Raw genomic sequence first — 25,778 nt, forward strand, 5'->3', positions numbered from 1 at the left:
TTTACTTTTTCTTTTTCTCTAAATGATTACCTCCTGGAATATTCATTTTTTCGGTTAACTTAGAAATTTCGTTTAAATCGATATCTCCTGTAAGCGACACAATAACCGTTTCAATACGCCTTTGTTGTCCATTTATCTCAACAGATTCTTTCATTACTTTATTAATCCCATTTACAAAAATTAACAGCTCTTTTACATGGTTTGCGTCTTTACCTTCTTTTACATAAAATTTCACTTCAGCACCATCATCTTTCACTTCCATTAACTCTTCTAAAGAACTGGAGCGCGATTTAACCCATTTGCCAATATCTGTAGAAATGGTTTTGTTGTCGGTAACAATGGTTTTAAAACTGGTGATGCTTTTTACCATATCCATATAGGCTTTTGCCTCTGGCTCATCAACATTAATACCCATTTTGGCTATCATTTGAAACATTTTGGGTTTAATGGATACATAGGTTACATCGGAATTATCGCTGTATTTTTCAAAAATATCTTGGGCCATTCCGGTTATTGGCAATAACATAATTGCCATGATTAGTACTATTACTCTCTTTTTCATTTTACTTGTTTTTAAATTGATTTTATTTATTTGTTCGTTTTTTGATTGGACTCATTTTGACTTTTGTTTTTAACCGAAAATGAGTTTATTATTAATTTTTAAAAATGATGCTTGTGGCGCTTTCTATTTCATTCAAATACCCAAGGGCTTCTGTACCTTCGTTTACTTTATCTAAATAGTTTACAGTTGAAACTCCTTTATTAAAATGAGTTGAAATCATTGCTAACTGTTTGGTGACTTCGTTAAGCGCTTCTTCGGGATCATCGTAAGTACCATAGACATAGTCTTCATAAGATGTAACAACAGGTTCTTTAAAATAAATTCCTAACATAAGAACAGCTACAGCTGCAACAGCAATCCATTTATAATTAAATACCTTTTTATTCCGATAGTTGTCGGGATTTAATGGAAGGGGTTTAGTAAACTGTTCTTGCTTACTTTCTGAAAAATACACGAACATAGGTTTGTACATTTCTAAATGTGGTGCAACGGTTTCTTGTGAAAAATAGTTTTTTAACGTTCGCTCTTCTTTAATGGATGTTTCTCCATTCTCGTACTTTTCTAGTAAATTTTCTATATTATTTAATACCATAATTATGTGTATTAGTTAATTTTTCTCTTATTGTTTTTCTGGCTCTAGACAAGGCTACCCGTACTGCTGTATTGTTCATATCTAACATTTTTGCTATCTCGTCTAGATCGTATTCTTCTATATCCCGCAATTGAATGACTAATTTTTGCTGTTCGGGCAGGTCTTCAATAATTTTTGACACCCAATGAACGCTATCGTTTAACTCAACTTGTTTTTGCAATGATGCGCTGCCGTCTTCATAATTACTATGTACAATTTTTAAATTTTGTGCTTGTTTCGATTTTAATTTATCAAAACAATAATTTTTGGTCATCGTCATTGAAAACGCTTCAACGTTTTTATAATCTTCAAATTTTGTTTTATTATTCCATAACTTCAAAAATACCTCTTGTGTGGCATCTTCTGCTTCCTCGGTAGAAACCAGTAATCGCTTTGCTAAACGAAATACTTTATCCTTAAAAGGCATCACAATATTTAAAAACTCGTTTTGAGTCATTACTTTGGTTTGATTAGTTTAAAAACAACTTAGTTAAGGTTATTTGAGATTACGACGAACGACCATCTGTTTTGTTACAAAATATTTATATTTACATAATAATATAGCTATTTTTAAGTTTGAAAGCTAAGTATTAAAAATTGTTTATGAAAAATTATAAAGCCCTAATTCTATTAGTAATCGTTTCCTTTTTAAGTACCAGTTGTTTTGAAGATAGCGACGACAACCAAATTTCAGCAAGTTCAATTAACGATTTTGTTTGGAAAGGGATGAATATTTTTTATTTATATAAAGATAATATCCCTGACCTTGCAAACGACAAGTTTACAACAGACGAAGTATATGCCGATTATTTAAACAGTTTTTCAAATCCTGAAGATTTATTTGAAAGTCTAATTTATCAAAGAGAAACCATTGATAGATTCAGTTGGATTGTAGATGATTATATAGCTTTGCAACAGCAATTTCAGGGAACTTCAATTGTAAACGGTATGGAATTTAGTTTATTTTTTGCACCTAACAGCACCACTCAAGTTATAGGCGTAGTTAGATTGGTACTTCCTAATACTAGTGCAGATACTAATGGTCTTGAACGAGGCGATATTTTTTATGGTATTGATGGCAATGCTTTAAACGAAAATAACTATTCTCAATTTTTAAGTCAAAAATCTTATACTTTAAATATGGGTGTTTTTGATGACAATGGAACACCAGAAACTACTGATGATACTATTGTTCCTAATGGTGAAACTATTAATTTAACCAAAGCAGTATATACAGAAAACCCCGTTTACCAAACAGAAATTTTTAATATTGGTGGTGAAAATGTGGGCTACTTAGTTTATAATGGCTTTATTGGAGGTTCAGAAAATGAACTAAATACTGTTTTTAGTAACTTCAAGTCTAATAATGTACAGCATCTAGTTTTAGATTTAAGATACAATCCCGGTGGAAGTGTCAGTACAGAAACTTATTTGGCAAGTATGATTACAGGACAATTTAAAGGGCAGTTATTCACTAAACTGATTTATAACAGTAATTTTGAATCTACCAATTATAATTTTACTGATCAAATTGAAAAAGGAAATACAATTAATAGCTTAGGTCTAAGCAAACTTTATGTATTAACCACTAAAGGATCTGCCTCTGCAAGCGAAGGCCTCATTAACGGATTGACCCCATATATTACAGTTATTCAAATAGGAACAAATACAACAGGTAAAACACAAGCCTCTAGGACACTTTATGATTCTCCAAATTTTGAAAGAGAAGGTGCAAATCCAAATCACACCTATGCAATGCAACCTCTTGTCGCTGATGCCATGAATAAAAATGACATGAAAGTACCAAATACAGGATTAACTCCATCTATTGGATTTGAATATGAGGAAAAACCTCTTAACTATGGTGTTTTGGGAGATGTAAACGAACCCTTATTAGCACTCGCCTTGGCTGATATTGAAAACTCAACCGCAAAAATAGCTGTAATCAAATCAAAAACAAAACAATTATCTTTGAAACTAATAGTAGATAGCAACGAACTTAATCCTAACAAAGGAGGGATGGTTATTAAATAACTACATGTAGGCTTTGTATTGAATAAAATGTTTTTTTTACTTACAATAAGTTTTATTTTCTTATTTTTATGAAATTTAAATTTATAATCATGAAAAAACTTTTACTCTTTTCCTTATTAATTATCATTTCATATTCAAAATCTCAAGCTCAATGTGGCAATGCTTATGAAGCTGAACCAATAGACAAGACTCAGCGATTTTACTACACAACCAATACATTATTGAGTGGTGATCAGCCTAACCCAATTACACCAAGTTCGATTTACTATAGTTTTAAGTTTGAGCTAATTGCAACAGATGGATATGTACTAAAAACAGTGAACATGAACACTAATTCTTATGATCGTAGCTATAGTAATGGTTATTTGTATTTTATATCGTGGTATGAAAATGAAAATTGCGCTTATAATGGAGAGCATGGATCAACAATAGCTTTACGAGTTACTAAAGTCTTATACAAGTCATGGTTCTTTGGAGGTTTTATTCAGGAAAGTATGCTTCCTCTAGGTTCTGAAGTTTGTGCAACGAGCAGGTTTGCAAGTAGACTCCCTTGTGGCAATACTTCTAATCCTAACTCAAAACCAAACCTGACACTCTCTGGATTTAAAGTTAAAGTTGGTTCAACTACATATGATGCTACAGCAACAACAAATAGCACACCTATTTTTAAATATGGAGAAAATCATACTTTTACGTTAACTATAAATAATAATGATGATGGTGATGCAGCGTCTTCTAATTATAAGCTATTGGTTTCAGAAGAAGCAAAATACCCTAGCATTGGTACTAAGCCTGTTTATGAATATAGAATAGGTAATGCAGGAGCTATTAGTGCAAACTCAGAAAAAACAGTTACTTTTTCTGAATATTTTTATGACAACATTTCCTCATTAAATTTAGAAAACGATAAAACATATTATATGATTGTTGATGTTGACTATAATAATAACGTAAATAATGAATCTAATGAAAGTATTACCGACAATGTTAAATATATACCATTTAAGTATACAAAACCAACTACTGGAAAAATAGCTTTAAAAATTGATTCAAATGGTAGCACTTTAGATATAGATTACGAATTTACATCTGATACAAATTATCTAAGGCTTCAAAATATTTGGTATACACAATTAAACTACTTACGGACATTACATGGTCTAACCCCAACAGTTGATGTAAGTCATTTATATGATGGTGTTTATGCATTATATATAAACAATACTTTTGTAAAAAAGATTGGATTAACTACTGGAAGGACATATACGGGAGGGCCATCACCTCATGAGCCATAATTGAAGTATGTCGTTTTAACTTAAAAGTAAAAAATCATTTATTAAGAAAAAGCTTGTGCAAAAAATCAAAACCTATTTTAATTGGAGTTCCGGAAAAGACTCTGCGCTAGCTCTTTACTATTTACTACAAGATGGTCGGTATGCTGTTGATGAATTAATTACAACCATAAATAGCCATTACAATCGTGTGTCTATGCATGGGCTTAGAAAGGAACTCTTAATAGCTCAAACAGAAGCTGTAAACATAACATCCAATCTTATAGAGCTACCTGAAATGCCTAGTATGGAAATCTACGAGCAAAAAATGCTAGAAACCGTATCGCGATTAAAAAGCGAAGGTTTTACACATAGTGCTTTTGGCGATATTTTTCTGGAAGATTTAAGAACTTATAGGGAAGAGCAATTAGCCAAGCAAAAGTTAAAAGCTGTATTTCCAATATGGAAACGGAACACTAAAGAACTTATTAATGAATTTTTAGATTTAGGTTTTAAAACCATTGTTGTTTGTGCCAATTCAAAATACTTTAATGAAGACTTTGTTGGAACAATTATAGACAAAAATTTTATTGATAATTTACCCAAAGGTGTCGATCCTTGTGGCGAAAATGGCGAATTTCACACCTTTTGTTTTGATGGTCCTATCTTCAAAAACCCCATTCCGTTTACTACAGGTGAAAAGGTATATCGTGAATATGACAACCCAAAAACAGAAGACGATTCTATTTGTAAAAATGACAAATATGGAATTTGGTATTGTGATTTAATTCCATAAAAAAAAAGAGGCTAAAAAGTCCTTTAAATTTAATTTGTCAGGTTGAGCTTGTCGAAACCGATATTGATTACCAGTAAGTTAAAATATTTCGACAAGCTCAACATGACATAGAACTAGACTTCTTAGCCTCTTTTTTCAATCTATTTTTTAAAAATTCAAATTCAATCCTAAACTCACGTTTCTACCTTTGGTTGTATAGCCAATAATCTCACTGTAATCTTCATTAAAAAGATTGGTTACAGTTGCAAAAAGTTTCACTTTATTATTGATTAGTTTCTGACTAAAATATAAATCAATTAAAGAAAATGATTTTAATTCCACGTTTTCATATGTTGAAAAATCGGTATCAGTTCTGTCTCCAATAAATTGGTAAGTTAATGATGTATAAGTTCTTTCTGAAAAATTATAACCAAAATTAGCATTCACTTTATGCTTAGGCAGGCGCAAACGTAAACCGTCTTGCAATTCCGTAAACGTATAATTTGTAGAAATTGTTAAATCTTCAATTATGTTAAATGCAGCTTCAACTTCCAACCCATGAACTGTGGCACTTTCCGTAGCATTTTGGTAACCAGTTGTATAAATAATGGTGTTGTCTTCTTTACGGTTAAAATAAAGTCCGTTCAAACGAAATCCTTTTCTATTCGAAAATTCCAAACCACCTTCAATGGTTCTGTTTTCTTCTGGCTCTAAATCTGGATTTGCTCCAAAAAACCCAAACAACTGCGATAAATTAGGTGCTATAAACGATGTGGCGTACGACCCCAAAGCCTTAACATATCCAGAATTTACTTCAACAGTATACGATGGGTTAAAACTATAAACAAGATAGGAACCATATTCACTATGGTTATTCAATCTAGCTCCAGCATTCAAATTCAATCCGAAACCTGATACATACACCGCATTTATGTAAGGATCGGACGTTGTATAAGATCGTTCTTGATCAAACAGTGTGTTATAATCAGCATAGTTAAATCCAACAATGGTATAAAATGTGTCATCAAAAACATATTTATTAAAAGCATCAACCACATAACTTTCCGCTTCATAACTTGTAACAAAATCCGAAATACTTTCCCTGTTTATTTCTGTGTAAGCAGCATTCACCTGAAAACTTCCGTTGGCATACGTGAATTTTGGTGAAATCCCAACCCTTTTTTGCTCATTTTTATAAGCATCATCTGTATCTGCTAAGATATAGTTTGGTGGTGGAAAACCATCGGTATCGGTTCTTAGCTTATCATAACTTGCAAAAGCAGATAATTCAAAAGCATCACAAAAGGTATAGCCTAATTTTAAATTTGTATTGAATCTTGAAAATGCATCCTTTTCAGGATTTTCAGATTTTGCTGCAGATAAACCATCAACATACCTGTTTGCAAAACTTGCTAAATAACTAAGCTTATCCAGACTTCCATTTACAGATACGTTGTTATTAAAACTGGCACCATGGTAATTCTGGGCATCGGCCGATTGGTTGGTCCCTACCACCGATAAAAAACTAGCGGATATTGGTTTTCTAGATTCTTTTTTAGTCGTAATATTAATGACCGCCGTGGCAGCCGAATTTCCATATAATGTACTGGCAGCACCTTTAATAATCTCGATGGATTCTACGGTATTTAAATCTATCAAACGCAAATCAAATTCATTGGCAACCAGAGACGGGTCGTTTACTTGAACACCATCAATAAGCACCAAAACCTGCCTATTGTTACCTCCTCTTACAAAATATCCTAAATTTATACCTTCAACACTTCTGGTTCCATTAATTTCGATACCACTTTTGGCATTTATTAATTCGGAAATATTTCGCCCTTGGTTATTCTCAATTTCCGCCCTTGAAATTTTAATAACCGTTTTACCTGAATGTTCACGCTTTAATTGGAAACGTGAATCAGAAACAACGACTTCATCAAGTTGCTGCACGTTTGTTGAATCGATTTGCTGTTGCGCAAAGCCACATAATGATATACTTAAACACAGTACACCAAAAACACTTGTTTTTTTGTTCATTTTAATGAAAAATTACTCGAGAATCGCATGGATTATCATACGCAAACTTTTATCCCGAAAGTTTAACTTATTTGTTTTGAAAAAAGGCAGGTCTCCTGACTTGTTTTATGTTATTTAACCTTCCCAACATTAAAGCCAGTGGTTTTTAGAAGTAAATAACATCCCTAAATGGGGTGCTGAAACAAGTTCAGCAAAAACTTACAGTTGCGGGAACAGTTCTGGAATTGTTAAATTACGATTGACGAATTACGATTTCAACAATCGTAAATCTTAAATCTAAATTCGTAAATCAACGCACCAGATTCCCTTTTAATTCATCTACTTGAATAGATAAAACCAAATTTCGCTGCAAAAGTAAACATTTTGTATAATGATTTATTCAAAAGATTAAATAATCTTACTTTTGAAAAAAGTAAAAAACCGACTCTTGAAAAAAACCATCTTATTCTTTTTGTTTATATGTTTCATAGCATGTAAAAACGACCCTAACAAACAACTTCCCGAAGTTCTTGAAGGCGAATCATTAGTATTGAACTATGCCAAAGGATTTTCGGTTATAGATTATGGCACTTATAAAATTTTAGAAATAAAAAATCCGTGGCCAAAAGCTGAGAAAACCTATCGGTTTGCTTTAGTTCAAGAAGAGATGCTACCAAAAATCACATTAAACAGCGATGAATTTGAAGGTATTATTACGATTCCCATTAAAAAACTGGTCGTAACATCAACCACACACATTCCTTCCTTAGAATTATTGAACGTGGAGCAAACATTGGTTGGCTTTCCGGGAATCGATTATATTTCTTCTAAAAAAACCCGAAATAGAATTGAAAACGGCTTGGTTCGTGAATTAGGCAAAAACGAAGGCATTAATACCGAAGTATTGCTAGAACTAAAACCAGATGTTGTTGTTGGTTTTGGTATTGATGGCAACAACCGGACTTTTGAAACCATAAAAAAATCGGGGATTCCAGTAATTTTTAATGGCGATTGGGTTGAAGAATCGCCACTTGCTAAAGCCGAATGGGTTAAGTTTTTTGGGGTACTATTCAATAAAGAAAAAGAAGCCGATGCTGTTTTCAATACCATTGAACAAAATTATTTGGAAGCTAAAAAATTGGCTAAAAACACTAAAAACCAACCTACTATTCTAAGTGGTGCCATGCATAACGACATTTGGTATTTGCCCAATGGCACCAGCACCGAAGCACAACTTTTAAAGGATGCCAACGCCAATTATTTGTGGAACGACTCCAAAGGTACTGGCAGCTTATCGCTTAATTTTGAAACCGTTTATTCCAAAGCCAAAGATGCTGATATTTGGTTAAGTCCATCTAATTATACCAGTAAGGAAGCCCTTAAAAACGGGAATTCGCATCATGCCATGTTTGAAGCATTTCAAAACAACACTATCTATTCATCTATAAGTACCACAGGAAAATCCGGCGGTATTTTATATTTTGAGTTGGGTTCTACCCGACCCGATTTGATTTTAAAAGATCTTATTAAAATTTGCCATCCAGAACTCTTAAAAAATCATGACCTTTACTTTTTTAAACCTTTAGAATAATTGCCGAATTCAAAAACATATAACCTGTCATTTTTGGTATTATTTCTTATACTGATGCTCTGTTTTTTAACAAACATAAGTTTGGGGTCTGTTTATATTCCGCTTAAAGATGTTTTCAATAGTCTTATAGGCAGTAGCACCGAACAGGAAACATGGCAACACATCATTCAAAATTATAGGTTACCAAAAGCCTTAACCGCTATATTAGTTGGTTCTGGCTTGGGCATTTCAGGTTTATTAATGCAAACCTTATTTAGAAATCCATTAGCAGGCCCTTTTGTGTTGGGTATAAGTTCGGGAGCCAGTTTAGGGGTCGCATTGGTCATTCTGGGCTCCTCGGTATTTGGCGGTGTTTTCATGACGTTTTTAATTTCAAAATGGAGCATTGTCATTGCTGCCAGTTTAGGTAGTTTTTTAGTGTTGCTGGCGGTTTTAATGGTATCATTAAAAGTGCGTGATACCATGGCGATACTTATCATTGGGCTGATGTTTGCAAGCATTACGGCAGCCATTGTAAGCGTGCTTTCATACTTTGGGTCTGCACAACAACTGCAACAATACATTTTCTGGGGCTTTGGTAGCTTAGGGAATTTATCTTGGGATGAGTTAATGATCTTTTTTATCATTTACTGCCTAGGCCTCATAATAAGTTTAACCTCTGTAAAATCGTTAAACACCATGCTTTTAGGTGAAAATTACGCCAAAAGTTTAGGTTTGAACATTAAAAGAAGTCGGTTTGTAATTATTATTGCAACCAGTTTATTGGCAGGAACCATTACGGCATTTACGGGACCCATCGCATTTATAGGTTTAGCCATTCCGCATTTAACACGACAGGTTTTCAATACATCCAATCATAAAATATTATTACCAGCCGTTTTTTTATTTGGTGCCATCGTCATGCTTATTTGCGACAGCATTGCGCAAGTACCCAATAGCGATTACACCTTACCAATTAATGCCATTACATCTTTAGTAGGTGCGCCGGTGGTTATTTGGTTGCTGGTTAGGAAACGGAAAATGGTTTTTTAGATTATTAGACAAGTTAGATTGTTAGACCTGTTAGATTGTTAGACAAATTAGACTTGTTAGACAAATTAGACTCTTTTAAAACTTTGAAACTCTGAAACTTTGTAGCTCTGTAACTCTGTAACTTTGAAACTTTATAACTCCATAACCTTATAACCTTATAACTTTATAACTTTATAACTTTATAACCTCAATCAAATCAATGACAAAAGACAACCAACATACCATTTTAAAAACCAAAGACCTATCTATTGGATATGCTTCTAAAAAAGAGCGTACTGTTGTAGCTTCAAATATTAATATTGAATTACACAAAGGTGCATTGGTTGGTTTAGTTGGTGGTAACGGCATTGGAAAATCGACGCTTTTAAGAACCCTTACCAATGTTCAAAATGCATTAGACGGCGACATTTTTATCAATGGAAAAAGCATAAAACAATTTCCGGCGCTTGATTTAGCAAAAGTGATGAGTCTGGTTTTAACCGAGCAAATGATGTCAAAAAACCTCTCGGTTTTCGAGCTGGTTGCATTGGGCAGACAACCTTATACCAATTGGGTTGGCAATCTATCTGAACATGATATTTCTATTATCAACACAGCCATAACCCAAACCAACATATCGGATTTAAAACATAAAAGGTGTTTCGAATTAAGTGATGGCCAATTACAAAAAGTGATGATTGCACGCGCTTTAGCACAAGATACCGATTTGATGATTTTAGATGAACCTACCACGCATCTGGATATGTATCACAAAGCCTATATTTTAAAACTGCTTCAAAGATTAGCCAAAGAAACTGAAAAAACCATTCTATTTTCATCACACGAAATAGATTTGTCCATTCAACTTTGCGATACGCTCATTGTCATGTCTCCTAACCAAGTGGTGTCCGATACACCTTGTAATTTAATTTCAAAAGGTGTGTTCGATGCTTTATTTCCTAAAGATTTAATTGCCTTTGATGAGAAAACAGGAAGTTTTCGGGTGAAAAAGTAATATTTCCTTATTGATTTCTTAAAATTTATTATATTTACACATACCTTATCTCCTGATAAACAACCCAGTACAGTAATTTTCGAATCTACTTATAGAACTAGTTGCAAAATGCACTATCCCGAGGCAGAGCTACGAGGAATTCTATAGATCAAACACTATTGATCTTTACTAACATTATTTCGAACATTATGAAATCGCCATGATTTGGAAACCAAAACAACCAATGAAAATAAAGCGATACCATATGACCATTAAAAAACAATAAATATTTACATATGAAAACCAAATTAACCGTTTTATTTACTACTATTATTCTGCTAGCAACCATTTCATATAAAATAAGAAATGTAGATACTTTTGACTATTCTAAAAAAATTGGCCGTAATTCTATAAGTTGCACACCCGCTAAATTCTTATTAGAAAATATAGATACGACAAAACAGATTGCCCCTTTGTTTGAAAACCTTGGAAACCATACCTATAAAGTGAATACAAAAAACGAATTAGCGCAACGCTTCTTTAATCAAGGGCTACGGCTTACTTACGGTTTCAATCATGCAGAAGCACATCGGTCATTTATGGAAGTATCACGATTAGACCCTAAATGTGCTATGGCCTATTGGGGGCAAGCATATGTTTTAGGACCAAATATTAATGACCCCTTACCCGATGATGAACGAAAAAACAAATATAATGAGGCTATTGAAAAAGCGATGAAACTGGCCTATGAAGCTACTCCAAAAGAGCAAGCACTCATTGAGGCATTAACACATAGATATTCTAAAGATTTATCGAAAGATGTTTCTGTTTTAAATATGGCTTATTCGGAAGCGATGGCAAAAGTAGCCACTAAATACCCCGAAGATGCAGACATTCAAACGTTATACGCTGCTTCGGTTATGAATACCGTACCTTGGAATTATTGGGACAAAAAAGGGAACCCATCACCAAATATTAAAGAAGCAAAAGCAGCTCTTGAAAAAGCCATGCAATTGAACCCTGATAATCCCGGTGCAAATCACTATTACATACATATGGTAGAACTTCCATATCCAGAACTAGGCGTTCCTAGTGCTGAAAAATTGGGTGCTTTAATGCCTTCTGCTGGACATATGGTTCATATGCCATCCCATATTTATATTAGAGTAGGTAGATATAAAGATGCCGTAAAAGTAAATCAACAAGCCATTTTAGCTGATGAAGATTATATTTCCCAATGTTTTTCCCAAGGCATGTATCCGTTAGTTTATTATCCCCATAACATACATTTTCTTTGGTCGGCTTCTAGTCTTTTAGGAAATAGTGAAATGGCCATTGATGCTGCAAGAAAAACAGCAGAGAAAGTCCCAGTAGGAGAAATGAAAGACCTTCATTTTTTACAAAACTTTGCCGCTACGCCACTTCTGGCATATACAAGATTTGGAAAGTGGAATGATATTCTTTCCTATCCAAAACCAAATGATAACATTAAGCATTTAAAACTTATTTGGCATTACGCTAGGGGTATTGCATTTATCAGAAAAAACAATATTATAGAAGCTAAAGAAGAGCTGGATGCTATTAATGAAATGATTAAAGATCCTGAGATGGAAACCATAATAGCTACAGGATTTGATTCTGGAACAACCATTGCAAAATTAGCCTATGAGGTTGTTTCTGGAGAATTGGCTGGATTGGAAGGTAACTATACCTCAGCCATAGAACACTTAAGAAAAGCTGTTGTTTTAGAAGATGGGTTAATCTATAACGAACCTGCCGCATGGCATATCCCTACTAGACAAAACTTGGGAGCTATACTCATGAAAGCTAAAAAATATGAAGAAGCTGAAAAAATATATAATGAAGATTTACTTACACTAAGACAAAACGGATGGTCTTTAACAGGATTATATCAAAGTCTTAAAGCACAAGGCAAAATGACAGAAGCAAAAAAAATAAAACAAGAATTTGATCAAGCTTGGAGTGATGCCGATATAAAAATTGACTCATCCATCTTATAAAACAATTAAATCCTTCATATCTGATAAGATCATTTTTCGTTCTTCCGACTAAAAAAATTATCTTTGGTCAAACTTATTTTTTAAATGAACGACAACCTTATTCTAATTCTCGCCATTCTAATTTCTGGAGGTATTGGTGCCTATCTTGGTATGACCATTACTAAATTAAAAAGTAAAAGCGAACAAAGCACCTTGGAAGAACGCCAAAACCAAATGGCAAACACCATAAATGAGTTAAAACAACACCTTGGTAAAACTGAAGATGAACGTGAAACCATAAGAAAAGAAAAAGAATCATTAAATGCTGAATTAACTAGAAAACAAGCTGATTTTGAGAATTTAAAACTTAAAAATGAGGAGCAAAAAATAGAGGTCGAAAAGCTTCAAGAAAAATTTACTAAAGAATTTGAAAATCTTGCCAATAAGATCTTAGACGAAAATTCTAAAAAATTTACGGTTCAAAATAAGGACAATATAGATGCTATTTTAAAACCTCTACAAGATAAAATCCAGAATTTTGAGAAACGGGTTGAAGAAACCAATAAAGAAGACATTAATAGAAGTGCCGATTTGCGAAGACAGATTATTGGTCTAAAAGAGCTTAATGAGCAAATGACCAAAGAAACAACCAACCTAACAAAAGCATTAAAAGGCGACACAAAAATGCAAGGAAATTGGGGCGAATTGGTTTTGGAAAGGGTTTTGGAACGTAGTGGTTTACGTAAAGATTTTGAGTATTTTGTTCAACAAAGTTTTACAAATGATGATGGTAGAAGGGTTATGCCAGATATCATTGTGCATCTGCCAGGAGATAAAAAACTTATTATAGATTCTAAAGTATCGCTTGTTTCTTATGAAAGGTATATTAACGAAACAGATGAAAGCGAGCGATTGCCTCATCTAAAAAGTCATGTGCTATCTGTAAAAAAGCGTGTTGTTGAACTTGGAGAAAAAAACTACCATCAACTTTATCAGATGGAAAGCCCCGATTTTGTCCTTCTCTTTATACCTATTGAATCGGCATTTGCGATTGCTTCCATGGAACATCCTAGTTTATATGCAGATGCATTTGAAAGAAATATCATTATTGTAACACCGACCACGTTGTTGGCCGTTTTAAAAACCATTGATACCATGTGGCAGAATGAAAAACAAAAAGCAAATGCCATAGAGATTGCCACGCAGGCAGGAAAACTTTATGATTCTTTTGTTAATCTAACAGACGAACTTATAAAAGTAGGAAACCAAATTGGTACCGTTCAAAAATCTTATGAGAATGCTATGGTTAAATTAACCGGAAAAGGAAATCTAATCAAACGTGTTGAAAATTTAAAAATTCTTGGAGCAAAAGCCAGCAAGGAACAAAACCAAAAACTTCTAAAACGTGCTGATGGAGATTCAGACCAAGATTAATAAATAAACCCGTTGGGTGTAATTGCTTTATCAATACTAATTTTATATAAATTGTCACATTGAGCTTGTCGAAATGTATCTTCTGGTGTCTTCGACAGACTCAGACTGACACTTGAGTACTAAATTGACTTTAAATTATAATCAAAATTCATTATAAATTAAATTTTCTTAATTTCACCCAACGGATTAATAAATAATGAAATAAGCATGACCGAAAATTGGTCGCAATTGAAAATCATCGAATACCAAAAAAAATAGTAACCGATGAGATAAATACCAATGAAGATATACGACCCGAGCGATAGCGAACAGGCGAAGCAATTACATAAGACAGTTAAAAATCAATAAATATCTACATATGAAAATCATCACAAAAATTGGTATTGGCATTGGTATTATAATTATAGTATATGTCTGTTTTCTTTATTTTGCCACTTACAGCAATGGTGTGAGAGCAGGCGAATTAATTAAGTTCAGTCATAAAGGCGTGGTTTTCAAAACCTGGGAAGGTGAAATAAGCCAAGGCGTTTCTGAATCCCAAAGATTTGTATTTTCAGTTGAAGACAAAGAAAAACAGGTGATTGAAGATTTAAATAACTTTCAGGGCAAAATGGTGAAGCTTCATTATTTTGAACGTTATAAAACATTGTTTTGGTTGGGAGATACCAAATATTTTGTAACAAAGGTTGAATTACAATGATAACCCATACAACATATCACCTTAAAGTGTGATATATTTGTTTATCATGTAATTAAATGATATATTTGTTTATCACTTAATTGAATGATATATTTATTTATCATGTAATTGCGTGATATTTAAATTTTAATTGAATGACAAGCGTTATAACGGGAGATATTATAAACTCTAGAAAACAAAAAGAGCCTGAAGTATGGATGATCACCTTAAAGAAGGTATTATCGGGCTTAAGTGCTGACACCAAATATTGGGAAATATACAGGGGTGACAGTTTTCAAATAGAAATAAGAGATTATCATGCTAGTTTTATGGCTGCTATTTATATAAAAGCCGCTATTAAAATGATTAAAGGTTTAGATGTTCGGTTGGCGATTGGTGTTGGCAATAAAACGTATGACGGAAATGATGTTACAGAATCTAATGGCGAAGCTTTTGTATTTTCGGGAGAAATGATAGAAACCTTGAAAAAGGAAAAACAGAATTTGCGAATTAAAACCAAGAACAACGAAATTAACAAAGAATTAAATTTATATTTTAGATTCGCATTAATTACCATGGATAGTTGGAGTGTTAATTCAGCTGAAATTGTAAAATTGAGCATAGAAAACCCGAAGGCGCTACAAAGCGAATTAGGACAATTGATAGGCATTAGTCAAAATGCGATAAGCAATCGTCAAAAACGTGCCCATTTAGAAGAAATTTTAGAGTTAGATCACATGTACAGACATAAAATGAATTCATTATGATAGTTTTAATAAAGCTTTTGTTAGCACATATTATCGGTGATTTTTTTCTTCAACCTAAAAAATGGGTCAAAGAAAAAGAACAGAAAAAGCTAAAGTCGGATAAGCTGTATCTGCATGTTTTAATTCATGTTGTTTTAACCGGCATTTTTCTTTGGGATATTTCGTTATGGCCTATTGTTGTAACCATTGGCATCACACATTTAATTATTGATGCTACAAAACTTTTAATTCAAAAGAAAAAAACAAAACGTTTATTCTTTTTTATAGATCAGTTACTTCATATTATAGTCATTTTCTTGTGTTATTATCTTTATACCGAAAGCCTATTCAACCTAAATGACATAGTAACAGAAAACAGTCTACTGTTATTGGTTTGCTTATTATTCTTAACCGTTCCAGTTTCTATTATCATGAAAATTATTTTTGCGAAATGGAACATAGAAAAGCTAACAAAAGACAACCAATCGTTAGAAGATGCTGGTAAGTATATTGGTATTTTAGAACGTATTTTAGTTTTTATTTTCATCATATTTAACCATTGGGAAGCCGTTGGTTTTTTAATAACTGCAAAATCTGTTTTTAGGTTTGGGGATTTAAAAAAGTCTAAACACCGAAAACTTACAGAATACATTTTAATAGGCACACTCATTAGCTTTGGCATTGCCATCATTACAGGAATTATATACACTTATATTATTACACATGTTTAAAACCACCGAAGAATCACAAGTAACCATAACCCAACTCATGCTGCCATCACATTCCAATTTTAGCGGAAAAATCCATGGTGGTTTTATATTAAGCCTTATGGATCAAATCGCCTTTGCTTGTGCCTCTAGACATTCCAGAAACTATTGCGTAACCGCATCGGTAAACAAAGTCGATTTTTTAAATCCTATAGAAGTTGGCGAACTGATAACACTTAAAGCCTCAGTTAATTACACCGGTAGAACCTCTATGGTTATTGGGGTACGCGTAGAATCCGAAAACATTCAAACCGGCGAAAAAAAACATTGCAACTCATCTTATTTCACCATGGTTGCTAAAGATGAAAACGGAAAAAATGTACCTGTTCCAGGAATTATTTTAGACACTAAAAATAAAGTAAGACGCTTTGCCAGAAGTATTGCCAGACAAGAACAGGCAAAAAACAGAACCACGGCGTTTAGAACTTCAGAATTTAAAATGGAGCTGTATTTAGATTCTTTAAAAGATCAAAATGCTAAAATAGATTTGATTGAAAGTTAAGAGACTGTCTAAAACTATTTTTAAAAATCTATTCTTAAAACAGCATTAGGAGTCAAACCCAAAGAGCGTTGGTTGGTTTCATTAACCACTTCATTATTTATTTTATAAAATCGGTTAATCTGATTTTCCCTATCCAAAACATTCCAAAGCGAAACTCCAACATTTGCTTTGGTTTTGTTGGTTAGCTTAAAATTATAAAGGGCAGATATATCCAAGCGTACATAGTCTTCTAAATTTGAAATATTAACAGCTTCATAATTCACTTCGCCATTTACAATCTCGTTGCCTGCAATTGGCAACGTTGTCGGTTTTCCAGAATGCCAATTTAATCCAGCAGATAGTTTTAAATGTGTTAAACTATAAGTCATTCCTAAAGTAGCAGCATGTTTAATATGATAGTTACTTGGAAAATAATTGGGTTGTAAGTCTTTAAAGCGGTATTCGTTGTGCATATATGCGTAGCTTATCCAAGTACTAAACGTATTGATGTGTTTTCGAAATAACACATCTACCCCACTTATACGGTTAGTTCCGGTACTTTTAGAAAATTCAAATTGATTCTGAAACCCTTGGCTTTGTGCTGTAATGCCTTCAACATGCTTTACATATCCTTCTATATTAAACAACCACCCTCTATGACTGTAATTTAAACCTAGTGATGCCTGTTTACTTGTAATTACAGGAATGTCTTTATTATTTGATAGCTGCCACCGACGCTTTTCAATTCCTAAAAAATCGTTTTGGAAGTTAATGACCTGTGATGTATTCTGATGCTTAAATTCGCCCAAAACCTCAACGGTGAAAAAGTCTAAAAAACGCTGACTAAAACTTAATCGTGGTTCCCAAATAGACTTACTGAATTTTTCAATAAAATTATATCTAACACCAAAATTTAAATTCGAATTTCTATTTGCAGACCTGTAACCCAATTGGGAAAAAACACCATGTGTTCTAACGACTTCCGAAACCAAAAGCCTAAACAACGGGGTGTCTACATCATCTAAATTGGTGACTTCGGTTTCCACAAAATGGTAACCTCCCAATATGTGCAAAGCCTCATTAAATCCATAATTGCTCTTTAACTTTAAACTGGTTTCAGACACGATGTTTTCTTGTAAAAAACGTTGGGAATCGAGTATATCAACATTGACAGCCTTAAGTTTATAATCGGTTTCATAAATTTCAAATGCCGTTTGCAGCTTGTCATTCCAAGTTCTGTTATAATGTACCGCGCCTGCAATGCTATTTTGGGTTAAATTACTTTCCCTAGATTCTTCTTCGTCATTTACAAATGCATTTTCATTAAACTGAAGTTCGTTGTATACATTTATAAAATTAACCCGCAATTCGTCCTTATCATTTATTTTATAGATCCATCGCAAGGACGTGTCGTAAAAATCAAATGTTTTATCTGTATTGGTAATGGTTGTAGTATTATTAGAAACCTCCGTGTTTTGTGAAATTCTCTCAAAAAAGGCTGTGTAAGTGGGTGTTTCAATAAAATCACTAATCGATTTTCTTGCAGCCACTTGTATTGAAGATGTTTTATTAATTGGAACATCAACAAAAGCATTGGCATCTGTTAAATTAACACCTACAGTTGCGTTAAGTTTGTTGTTAACTGATTGATTGGTTTTCATTGAAATAGTTCCGGAAACACCATCGGTATAACTCACATCGCTCCCATTCTTTCTTAATGAAACCTTTTGGGTAATTTGGGGATTATACATGGAAATCAAACCGAAAAAATGACCGGATTGATACATTTTTATATCATCCCAAAGAATCAGGTTTTGATCGTGTGTACCCCCTCTAATATTTATATTTGAAACAGTCTCGTTGATACTTTGAATCCCTGGAAACGCCTGGACAGACTGCAAAACATCATTATCTATTAATCCTGGAAGGATATCAAAATCTGAAAAATTTATTTCATAAGAACCATTGTTTATCTTATTTATACCACTTGCGATATAATTTGAAACAACAACTTCCGACAGTGACTGAAAATTAGGAAACAAAAAAACATCTGCACACCCTGATTTTGAAAATTGATTATAGGGTTTGACGATAGTTTGATACCCTATAAACCGAATGGTGACGGGCTGTGTTATGCTTTTAACTTTAATTTGAAAAAAACCATGTTCATCTGTTGTGGTAGAGTTCATTAAGGTTTGAACCGTTGCATATGCTAAGGGTTGTAAATTATCTTTATCTTTTACATAGCCACAAAGTATTTTATCTTCTTTAGGCTTTACAAGAACAATACCATCGCTCAACATAGAAAACAATAAACCCGTTTGGGTTTCTAGATAAGTTAAGACTTCCTTTAACGGTAAACTTGCATCTGGAGAAATGAGGAAAATATTTTCAATAGTATCTTCGGCATAATTAAACTGAATATGGTACTGTGCTTCTAATACATTTATAACATGAACTAACGCTTCTTGCTTATTGGTATTTTGAGCATAACTACTAAAAAAAACAAAAAACAAAAAACAAAAAAAAATGGTTGTTTCTTTAATTCTCCTTTCCATGAATTATTACCAGGTTTGAAGAACTCAATTCATAGGTCATATTCATAGGCAGCGTTATGGCAATAAGAGCATTTTCGAGATTATTATGTACAAATTCCCCCGTAAACAATCTGTTGGTATTTATATTTTTAAAAGTGACTTGTATGTTGTATTGTCTTTCTAATTCCGAAAGTACTTCTTTTATTGGAATCGCTTCAAATTCACTCCTGTTTTCTCTCCATTTTGGAGCAGATGCCACTATTTTACCTTGGGTAAATTTACCATTTAAAATTTGATATACGTCACCTGCCAATAATTTTCTGGTGATGGTATCTGAAGTTACTTTTACAATACCTTCAAAACATCTGACTTCAAAATAATTTTCACGTTGTTTTACATTAAACTGTGTACCCACAACCGTTACTATTCCACTTTCCGTTTGAACATCAAAGGTTTTTCCTTTAGCAACTCTAAAATAAGCTTCTCCATCGAGCTTTAAAAACCTGTTTTCATCCCAATTTTTGGTGTTAAATTCAATTGAAGATAGGGCGTTTAACTCTACTTTAGAATGATCTGGAAGCTCAATAGCAGATTTCTCGCCAGCTAAGGTTTCTACATAAGTGGATGTATTTGAAAAAAAGGCAAAATAAATACTCAACCCAATAACAACAACACTCGCTATTTTTAGCAACGACCTAAATCCATTTAATTTTCTAACAGGTGTTTTTGATGATTTATACCGCGTCTTAAAGGTATTAAAATCATCCGATTTAGAGACATGTGATGCTTTAAAATGTTGTGCATTTTCAATAATATATTCGCTTAACTTAGCATCATCCAACTTACTAAACATTTCTTTTTCAGCATCATTAAGGGCTTCTTTTAACCATTTTTCCATTAAACTATCTTTGTCCATCTATCCTTGACTTTAATATATAACAACTTCAAACTAAATTCTCCTGATTATTTTATTTTAAATCCTTCCAACTCTTTCTTCAACGTATTGAAGGCACTATAAATCCTATACTCTACTACTTTCTGGGTAACTCCTAAAAGTTCGGCAATTTCGCTATGTTTTTTCCCTTCCACTTTATTCAATAGAAAAGCAACACGTTGTTCTTCATTTAAATTTTCTAATACTTTTTGATAGCGTTGTAAAAATTGCTCTTTTTCTAAAATAAATTCCGGCGATTCGTTAGTGTAATCTTTTGGCTTTTCTTGATGGTATTTCAATACTACTTTTTGATGCTTTATCTCATTTAACATCAAATTGTTTGCAACGGTAAACAAAAAAGATTTGGCTTTACTTAAAGTGACATTTTTGCAATTATCCCATAACTTAACAAAAGCATCTTGTGCTACATCATTAGGGTTTATTTGTGACCCATATTTATAATATAAAAAATTGAGTAAGTCTTGTGAATATTTGTTGTAAACACGCTCAAAAATTTTGTCTTCACAAATATGGTCGTTAAGTTCTTTTGGCAAAGTATTTAATTTAGTGCTTAAAGTTATACAAAAAAATTATTAAAAGTTTCGGGAGTTTTACGTACCTAGTTGTTTAATTATTAAAAGCCCCCGTTAAATACGGTCAAATTATGAAAACAATAGCTAAAAAAGTTATCTTTTACATTTTTATAATAGTATTGACGCTAACAACTTCTTGCAGGTCCGAGGAAACGGAATTTATACAAGCACCAGAAGATGAAGTGTTGGTTGCCAATTCGCCTGTTGCCAGTTTAATGCAAAAAACGTCTACCAACGATGGTTCTAAAGATAACATTGTTTATAATGCCAATTGCTTTAATATAAAACTACCTATAACCGTAAATGCCAATGGAAATACCATAATTATTAATTCTGAAGAAGATTATAAAATTATTGAATATCTTTTTGATGAAGACGATGATGATATTGATACCATTTCCATTTCTTTTCCAATCACCATAATTCTCAGTGATTTTACGAGTGTAACAATCAACAATTACACAGAACTATATAACTACTCCAGTACTTGTAATGGGGAAAATGAAATTGATGACGATATAGAATGCTTAGATTTTAACTATCCCATTACGGCTTCCTTGTACAACTCAAACAACGAAATTATAGATAGTATTACCATAACTTCCGATGCCCAGCTATATGGGTTTATCAAAAATTTAAATAGCTCAGATTTTGTTGCCATTACATTCCCTATTAAGGTAACGCTTTATGATGGTACCGAATTAACTATTAACAATCTAGTTGAATTAAAAAACCTTATAGAAACTTATGACAATAATTGTGATGAAGATGATGATTACGATTATAATGATGATGATTGTAATGACTGCAACCAAGACCAATTACTGGATGTTTTAACCAATTGCTCAGGCTGGGAAGTTGATAAATTAAAACGTTACGGTAACGATTATGATAATTACTATGATGGCTATACCTTCAACTTTTACCCTAATGGTACACTTTCAGTTTATTGGGACGGCATCACGGCATACGGCACTTGGGTGGCATCTGGGGAAGGTAACAATATGGTAGTAACCGTAAATATTCCAGGACTGGATTATTGCAATAATGATTGGGTTTTACATGAAATATCTAAATATACCGAAACTAAGATTGATTTAAGAGTTGGAGATAATGACCGATTAAGATATACCAAAAGTTGTAATTAAAGCACTTAAAATAAACTAAAGAATGTTGAAATATTTAATGAAAAATAACAGCTAGTAGAAATACCTAATGAAAAAGAAAAATTTCATTTTCAAATGTCATTTTTTAAGTGTTAAAACATTTGATTACTAGCAAAACTGCTTCAGCTTAACCGCTGAAGCAGTTTAAAAAAATAAAAAGTTATGAAAAAATGGTCCATATTAATATTGCTATGTATTGTTGTTGTTATTATAGGTTACAGATACGTTTATCAAGACCATCGGGATATAGCAACCGAAACATCTACATATAAACTTACAGCATCAGATATTTCGAATGAATTTGCAATTAACCCCATGTCATCAGAAAATAAATATTTAAATAAAACTATTGAAGTTAGTGGCAGTATTTCAGATAAAAATCCACAAAGCATTACTATAGAGGACAAAGTGTTTTGTCAATTTTCAAGCGAAATCCAAACGTCTTTAAATACTGACCAAGTCAAAATTAAAGGTCGTTTTATTGGTTATGATGACTTGTTAGAACAAGTGAAACTAGACCAATGTATTATTATTGATTAACTTAAAACTGAAATTATGAAAACAATATTACTATTTTACAGTTTAATATTCTTTGGAATGTTAAATATCAATTCTCAAACACAAACCTATCAAATTAATTGGACTTTTGGAGTTAATGGAGAAAGTGCCAGCAAAACCATTGAAGAAGGTGATACCATAGAATGGGTTTGGGGAGATTCTGGATTCCATACAGTTACAAACAAAGCTGGAAGCACAGAATCTTTTGATAGTGGAAATAAAAATGGCTTAGGATATACATACAGTTACACTTTTACCTCTGTTGGCACAAACGATTATCAATGTGATTTACACGCTATGTCTATGTTCGGAACTATTACCGTAGTAGCTGAAGGCACCTTGAGTTTAGATGACTTTTCAATTAACAATTTCTCTATAGCCCCAAACCCCAGTCGATCTTCAATAAAACTAAATTTTCCAAGTTCTGTGAAGGAAGCTTCTATGGAAATATATAATGTATTAGGTAAACAAATTTATACCTCAAATAACATAAATGATTCTGAAATTGATGTTTCAAAATGGGATACTGGCATATATATTATAAAAGTATCCTCTCTAGGAAATGCCAAAACCAAAAGATTTGTGAAAATTTAATAAAACTGAGTCTAACATAAAGTAAGTACCATACTTAAAAAAACAACCAAATGAAAAACATTTTAATTATCCTTTTTCTACTTCCGATATATACATTTTCACAAGACAATTTGTTAAACGAAATAGATACAGATTCTACTTGGGCAAACTATGCAGATGCCACTTTTAAAGGACTGAAAATCGTCAATTTTGAATCAACCAAATTAGTAGCAAAAAACCAATTTACATTTATTGTAGCACATAGATTTGGTAGCATTGAAAATGGATTTGACACTTTTTTTGGATTGGATGATGCTGTAACACGACTCAACTTTATTTATGGCATATCCGATGGTTTCAATGTTGGGGTTTCTAGAAGTTCCTACCAAAAAATTTATGAGTTCTCAACAAAATACAGGATTCTAAGACAAATAGAAAATGGTTCACCCTTTACGGTTGTAGGATTTAATGAATTGCTTATAAACACGGCATTAAATAAGGATAATTTACCATTACTGGAATTCAAACATCGCTTAACCTATGTAGCTCAATTATTGGTCTCAAGAAAAATAAATACCAATTTGTCATTGGAATTAGCACCCACATTTTTTCATGAAAATTATGTTGCTATAGACGAGCAGGATAATTCTCAATATGCATTGGGTATTGGTGGGCGTTACAAATTAGGAAAACGATGGTCCATTAATCTAGACTATGGCTGTCACTTAAACAGGGCTGACAATTCCCCTTATAAAAATCCATTATCTATTGGTTTTGACTTAGAAACCGGCGGACACGTATTCCAAATGCATTTTACCAATGCCCAAGGGATGAATACAAACACCTATTTAGGTCAAGCAACTGGAGACTGGGGTGATGGCGATATATTTTTCGGATTTAATTTAAGTAGAACATTTTAATACCCAAACCATGAAAAAAAAATCATTAATACTTGCAGTGTTTACTGCCTTAATAATCTTTAATTGTGCAAATGATAGTGAGGATGACTTGATTGATCCAAATTCGCTACCAGCAATTGTTAACTATGTCGACCATATAAAACCTATCATAGATAATAACTGCATAGGTTGTCATAGTAACCCTCCAGTAAATGGCGCACCAATTTCTTTAATCACTTATCAAGATGTTAAATCTGCTGTACAAAACAATCATTTAATAAGTAAAATTAATGGAAATGGTCCAGGAGAGCTAATGCCACTAGGTGGTCAAAAGTTACCTCAACTCACCATTGATCTCATTACAAAATGGGAAACAGATGGTCTTTTAGAAAATTAATTTTAAATAAGAATGCTATGAATTTTAAATATATAATATCATTATTAGCAATCACCGTATTACTTTTTAATTGCTCCAGTGGCGATGATGACCCTTCAGATCCAGATCCAACACCAGACCCAAACCCAACTGCAGTTACCTATAATGGCCATATAAAGAGCATTATAACTAATAATTGTACGTCGTGTCATGGAAGTACACCTACAAATGGAGCACCCATGTCTTTAACAACATATAGTCAAGTAAAAAGTGCCGTAGAAACTAGAGGATTAATTACAAGAATAAACAGCACATCAAACCCCATGCCTCCATCACCTAACAGTCCTTTATCAAACGCTGACAAAAATCTTATTCAACAATGGAAAGATGGTGGTTTTCTAGAAAACTAAATTAAAAGAGGCCCTCTAAAAAGTCTCGTTTTATGTCATCCTATGAGTTTGTCGAAATATTTTAACTCACCAGTAATCCATTTCGGTTTCGACAAGCTCAACCTGACAAATTAAATTTAAAGACCTTTTAGACAGGCCGTTATAATCATCAAAATAAAAGAAAATGAAAAAATTAGTATATATTATTGTGTTAATAAGCATGAATGCATTTTCCCAGACTAAATTCATAACTAAATCGGGGATTGTCAATTTTGAAGCTTCGGTACCTTCTTTTGAAGAAGTAGCTGCTAAAAACAATTCTGCAACTGCTATTTTAAATACTGAAAATGGTGAATTTGCAGCATTGGTCTTAGTTAAAGGATTCCGCTTTAAAAATGCCCTGATGGAAGAGCATTTCAACGAAAACTATGCTGAATCTGACAAATATCCAAAGGCTACCTTTAAAGGAAAAATAGATGGTTTTTTAATAAATAAACTTTCCGATAAACCAAGTGTATTTTATCTTAATGGGGCTCTTACTTTCCACGGAAAAACCAAAACTCTTGAAAAAGTAGCTGTAAGCATCTCCAAAAAAGAAGGACAAATAAACATTACTGGTCATTTTACAGAAAAGGCTTCTAGCTTTGATATTAAAATTCCAAAAATAGTAAGTTCCAAAATTGCCAATGATATTGAAGTAACATTTGAGTTTCTTCTCAAATCAAAATAGTATGCTTAAATCGTTTGTCTAAATTGAA

At 32.8% G+C, this 25,778-nt stretch carries 26 protein-coding genes and 1 riboswitch; of the genes, 19 read left to right on the plus strand and 7 right to left on the minus strand.

Going from position 1 to position 25,778, the window contains the following annotated elements; genetic code table 11:
* Window position 1: 1 nt before the first annotated feature.
* The 3 genes from CJ739_RS01625 to CJ739_RS01635 all read right to left on the minus strand — a co-directional run bounded on the left by CJ739_RS01625 (window position 2) and on the right by CJ739_RS01635 (window position 1,650).
* Window positions 2–562, minus strand: a complete 561-nt coding sequence (locus CJ739_RS01625) for a GFO_1090 family protein (RefSeq protein WP_117172323.1) — start codon at window positions 560–562, stop codon at window positions 2–4.
* Between the two features lie 91 nt (window positions 563–653).
* A complete protein-coding gene (locus CJ739_RS01630; protein WP_117172324.1) occupies window positions 654–1,154 on the minus strand; it encodes a PG0215 family putative anti-sigma factor in 501 nt (166 codons plus the stop codon).
* Window positions 1,141–1,650, minus strand: a complete 510-nt coding sequence (locus CJ739_RS01635; protein WP_117172325.1) for a GFO_1088 family ECF-type sigma factor — start codon at window positions 1,648–1,650, stop codon at window positions 1,141–1,143. Before CJ739_RS01635 ends, CJ739_RS01630 begins: the two co-directional genes overlap by 14 nt.
* Window positions 1,651–1,796: 146 nt before the next feature.
* Between CJ739_RS01635 and CJ739_RS01640 the strand changes: the two genes are divergently transcribed.
* From CJ739_RS01640 to CJ739_RS01650, 3 genes are all read left to right on the plus strand, one after another.
* A complete protein-coding gene (locus tag CJ739_RS01640; protein ID WP_117172326.1) occupies window positions 1,797–3,227 on the plus strand; it encodes a GFO_1087 family putative carboxy terminal peptidase in 1,431 nt (476 codons plus the stop codon).
* A gap of 89 nt (window positions 3,228–3,316) precedes the next feature.
* Window positions 3,317–4,522, plus strand: coding sequence for a hypothetical protein (locus CJ739_RS01645; protein WP_162880096.1), 1,206 nt, complete (start codon window positions 3,317–3,319; stop codon window positions 4,520–4,522).
* A gap of 55 nt (window positions 4,523–4,577) precedes the next feature.
* Complete coding sequence (locus tag CJ739_RS01650; RefSeq protein WP_117172328.1) at window positions 4,578–5,294, plus strand: Dph6-related ATP pyrophosphatase; 717 nt, start codon at window positions 4,578–4,580, stop codon at window positions 5,292–5,294.
* 147 nt (window positions 5,295–5,441) lie between these two features.
* Here CJ739_RS01650 and CJ739_RS01655 read toward each other — a convergent pair whose 3' ends face one another.
* Window positions 5,442–7,313: a TonB-dependent receptor plug domain-containing protein gene (locus CJ739_RS01655; RefSeq protein WP_117172329.1), complete on the minus strand. Its 1,872-nt coding sequence runs from the start codon at window positions 7,311–7,313 to the stop codon at window positions 5,442–5,444.
* 68 nt (window positions 7,314–7,381) lie between these two features.
* Window positions 7,382–7,669: riboswitch (cobalamin riboswitch) on the minus strand.
* Window positions 7,670–7,740: 71 nt separating this feature from the next.
* Here CJ739_RS01655 and CJ739_RS01660 point away from each other — a divergent pair.
* The 9 genes from CJ739_RS01660 to CJ739_RS01700 all read left to right on the plus strand — a co-directional run bounded on the left by CJ739_RS01660 (window position 7,741) and on the right by CJ739_RS01700 (window position 17,016).
* A complete protein-coding gene (locus tag CJ739_RS01660; RefSeq protein WP_117172330.1) occupies window positions 7,741–8,883 on the plus strand; it encodes an ABC transporter substrate-binding protein in 1,143 nt (380 codons plus the stop codon).
* Window positions 8,884–9,915: a FecCD family ABC transporter permease gene (locus tag CJ739_RS01665; protein ID WP_117172331.1), complete on the plus strand. Its 1,032-nt coding sequence runs from the start codon at window positions 8,884–8,886 to the stop codon at window positions 9,913–9,915.
* A gap of 199 nt (window positions 9,916–10,114) precedes the next feature.
* The gene (locus CJ739_RS01670) at window positions 10,115–10,909 is read left to right on the plus strand and encodes an ABC transporter ATP-binding protein (RefSeq protein WP_117172332.1); all 795 of its coding nucleotides are present in this window, start codon (window positions 10,115–10,117) and stop codon (window positions 10,907–10,909) included.
* 275 nt (window positions 10,910–11,184) lie between these two features.
* Window positions 11,185–12,909, plus strand: coding sequence for a tetratricopeptide repeat protein (locus tag CJ739_RS01675; protein ID WP_117172333.1), 1,725 nt, complete (start codon window positions 11,185–11,187; stop codon window positions 12,907–12,909).
* A gap of 84 nt (window positions 12,910–12,993) precedes the next feature.
* Complete coding sequence (locus CJ739_RS01680) at window positions 12,994–14,322, plus strand: DNA recombination protein RmuC (protein WP_117172334.1); 1,329 nt, start codon at window positions 12,994–12,996, stop codon at window positions 14,320–14,322.
* Window positions 14,323–14,680: 358 nt separating this feature from the next.
* Window positions 14,681–15,022 carry a DUF8785 domain-containing protein gene (locus tag CJ739_RS01685; RefSeq protein ID WP_117172335.1) on the plus strand — a complete coding sequence of 114 codons (342 nt, stop codon included), beginning with the start codon at window positions 14,681–14,683 and terminating at the stop codon, window positions 15,020–15,022.
* Between the two features lie 134 nt (window positions 15,023–15,156).
* Complete coding sequence (locus CJ739_RS01690) at window positions 15,157–15,768, plus strand: transcriptional regulator (RefSeq protein WP_117172336.1); 612 nt, start codon at window positions 15,157–15,159, stop codon at window positions 15,766–15,768.
* Window positions 15,765–16,478, plus strand: coding sequence for a DUF3307 domain-containing protein (locus tag CJ739_RS01695; protein ID WP_117172337.1), 714 nt, complete (start codon window positions 15,765–15,767; stop codon window positions 16,476–16,478). The genes CJ739_RS01690 and CJ739_RS01695 overlap by 4 nt, the downstream gene beginning before the upstream one ends.
* The gene (locus CJ739_RS01700) at window positions 16,471–17,016 is read left to right on the plus strand and encodes an acyl-CoA thioesterase (protein WP_117172338.1); all 546 of its coding nucleotides are present in this window, start codon (window positions 16,471–16,473) and stop codon (window positions 17,014–17,016) included. The genes CJ739_RS01695 and CJ739_RS01700 overlap by 8 nt, the downstream gene beginning before the upstream one ends.
* Before the next feature lie 20 nt (window positions 17,017–17,036).
* Here the strand turns inward: CJ739_RS01700 and CJ739_RS01705 are convergent, their stop codons facing one another.
* The 3 genes from CJ739_RS01705 to CJ739_RS01715 are packed head-to-tail and all read right to left on the minus strand — an operon-like array spanning window position 17,037 to window position 21,020.
* Window positions 17,037–19,553 carry a TonB-dependent receptor gene (locus CJ739_RS01705; protein WP_117172339.1) on the minus strand — a complete coding sequence of 839 codons (2,517 nt, stop codon included), beginning with the start codon at window positions 19,551–19,553 and terminating at the stop codon, window positions 17,037–17,039.
* Window positions 19,537–20,448 (minus strand): FecR family protein, encoded by a 912-nt coding sequence (locus CJ739_RS01710; protein WP_117172340.1) that lies wholly within the window; start codon window positions 20,446–20,448, stop codon window positions 19,537–19,539. Before CJ739_RS01710 ends, CJ739_RS01705 begins: the two co-directional genes overlap by 17 nt.
* Before the next feature lie 47 nt (window positions 20,449–20,495).
* Window positions 20,496–21,020 (minus strand): RNA polymerase sigma factor, encoded by a 525-nt coding sequence (locus tag CJ739_RS01715; protein WP_117172341.1) that lies wholly within the window; start codon window positions 21,018–21,020, stop codon window positions 20,496–20,498.
* Between the two features lie 110 nt (window positions 21,021–21,130).
* On the opposite strand from CJ739_RS01715, the gene CJ739_RS01720 reads away from it, so the two are divergent.
* The 7 genes from CJ739_RS01720 (at window position 21,131) to CJ739_RS01750 (ending at window position 25,750) form a co-directional block, all read left to right on the plus strand.
* Window positions 21,131–22,207, plus strand: a complete 1,077-nt coding sequence (locus tag CJ739_RS01720) for a hypothetical protein (RefSeq protein WP_236951584.1) — start codon at window positions 21,131–21,133, stop codon at window positions 22,205–22,207.
* A gap of 180 nt (window positions 22,208–22,387) precedes the next feature.
* Complete coding sequence (locus tag CJ739_RS01725; protein WP_117172342.1) at window positions 22,388–22,765, plus strand: OB-fold protein; 378 nt, start codon at window positions 22,388–22,390, stop codon at window positions 22,763–22,765.
* 15 nt (window positions 22,766–22,780) lie between these two features.
* Window positions 22,781–23,377, plus strand: coding sequence for a T9SS type A sorting domain-containing protein (locus CJ739_RS01730; RefSeq protein WP_117172343.1), 597 nt, complete (start codon window positions 22,781–22,783; stop codon window positions 23,375–23,377).
* A 50-nt stretch (window positions 23,378–23,427) separates the two neighbouring features.
* Window positions 23,428–24,276 (plus strand): DUF5777 family beta-barrel protein, encoded by an 849-nt coding sequence (locus CJ739_RS01735; protein WP_117172344.1) that lies wholly within the window; start codon window positions 23,428–23,430, stop codon window positions 24,274–24,276.
* A 10-nt stretch (window positions 24,277–24,286) separates the two neighbouring features.
* Window positions 24,287–24,652: a hypothetical protein gene (locus CJ739_RS01740; RefSeq protein WP_117172345.1), complete on the plus strand. Its 366-nt coding sequence runs from the start codon at window positions 24,287–24,289 to the stop codon at window positions 24,650–24,652.
* Window positions 24,653–24,669: 17 nt separating this feature from the next.
* The gene (locus CJ739_RS01745; RefSeq protein WP_162880097.1) at window positions 24,670–25,041 is read left to right on the plus strand and encodes a hypothetical protein; all 372 of its coding nucleotides are present in this window, start codon (window positions 24,670–24,672) and stop codon (window positions 25,039–25,041) included.
* 163 nt (window positions 25,042–25,204) lie between these two features.
* Complete coding sequence (locus tag CJ739_RS01750; RefSeq protein ID WP_117172347.1) at window positions 25,205–25,750, plus strand: YceI family protein; 546 nt, start codon at window positions 25,205–25,207, stop codon at window positions 25,748–25,750.
* Window positions 25,751–25,778: the final 28 nt, after the last annotated feature.

This window comes from Mariniflexile sp. TRM1-10 (assembly GCF_003425985.1).
Taxonomy (GTDB): Bacteria; Bacteroidota; Bacteroidia; order Flavobacteriales; family Flavobacteriaceae; genus Mariniflexile.

Bases quoted from the DNA above. Each gene is read 5' to 3' on its own strand.
- CJ739_RS01725 (WP_117172342.1), top strand. From the start codon at position 22,388: ATGAAAAAATGGTCCATATTAATATTGCTATGTATTGTTGTTGTTATT.
- CJ739_RS01685 (WP_117172335.1), top strand. From the start codon at position 14,681: ATGAAAATCATCACAAAAATTGGTATTGGCATTGGTATTATAATTATA.
- CJ739_RS01625 (WP_117172323.1), bottom strand. From the start codon at position 562: ATGAAAAAGAGAGTAATAGTACTAATCATGGCAATTATGTTATTGCCA.
- CJ739_RS01730 (WP_117172343.1), top strand. From the start codon at position 22,781: ATGAAAACAATATTACTATTTTACAGTTTAATATTCTTTGGAATGTTA.
- CJ739_RS01670 (WP_117172332.1), top strand. From the start codon at position 10,115: ATGACAAAAGACAACCAACATACCATTTTAAAAACCAAAGACCTATCT.
- CJ739_RS01635 (WP_117172325.1), bottom strand. From the start codon at position 1,650: ATGACTCAAAACGAGTTTTTAAATATTGTGATGCCTTTTAAGGATAAA.
- CJ739_RS01640 (WP_117172326.1), top strand. From the start codon at position 1,797: ATGAAAAATTATAAAGCCCTAATTCTATTAGTAATCGTTTCCTTTTTA.
- CJ739_RS01695 (WP_117172337.1), top strand. From the start codon at position 15,765: ATGATAGTTTTAATAAAGCTTTTGTTAGCACATATTATCGGTGATTTT.
- CJ739_RS01740 (WP_117172345.1), top strand. From the start codon at position 24,287: ATGAAAAAAAAATCATTAATACTTGCAGTGTTTACTGCCTTAATAATC.
- CJ739_RS01705 (WP_117172339.1), bottom strand. From the start codon at position 19,553: ATGGAAAGGAGAATTAAAGAAACAACCATTTTTTTTTGTTTTTTGTTT.
- CJ739_RS01735 (WP_117172344.1), top strand. From the start codon at position 23,428: ATGAAAAACATTTTAATTATCCTTTTTCTACTTCCGATATATACATTT.
- CJ739_RS01710 (WP_117172340.1), bottom strand. From the start codon at position 20,448: ATGGACAAAGATAGTTTAATGGAAAAATGGTTAAAAGAAGCCCTTAAT.
- CJ739_RS01720 (WP_236951584.1), top strand. From the start codon at position 21,131: ATGAAAACAATAGCTAAAAAAGTTATCTTTTACATTTTTATAATAGTA.
- CJ739_RS01750 (WP_117172347.1), top strand. From the start codon at position 25,205: ATGAAAAAATTAGTATATATTATTGTGTTAATAAGCATGAATGCATTT.
- CJ739_RS01655 (WP_117172329.1), bottom strand. From the start codon at position 7,313: ATGAACAAAAAAACAAGTGTTTTTGGTGTACTGTGTTTAAGTATATCA.
- CJ739_RS01630 (WP_117172324.1), bottom strand. From the start codon at position 1,154: ATGGTATTAAATAATATAGAAAATTTACTAGAAAAGTACGAGAATGGA.
- CJ739_RS01680 (WP_117172334.1), top strand. From the start codon at position 12,994: ATGAACGACAACCTTATTCTAATTCTCGCCATTCTAATTTCTGGAGGT.
- CJ739_RS01675 (WP_117172333.1), top strand. From the start codon at position 11,185: ATGAAAACCAAATTAACCGTTTTATTTACTACTATTATTCTGCTAGCA.
- CJ739_RS01690 (WP_117172336.1), top strand. From the start codon at position 15,157: ATGACAAGCGTTATAACGGGAGATATTATAAACTCTAGAAAACAAAAA.
- CJ739_RS01745 (WP_162880097.1), top strand. From the start codon at position 24,670: ATGAATTTTAAATATATAATATCATTATTAGCAATCACCGTATTACTT.
- CJ739_RS01700 (WP_117172338.1), top strand. From the start codon at position 16,471: ATGTTTAAAACCACCGAAGAATCACAAGTAACCATAACCCAACTCATG.
- CJ739_RS01645 (WP_162880096.1), top strand. From the start codon at position 3,317: ATGAAAAAACTTTTACTCTTTTCCTTATTAATTATCATTTCATATTCA.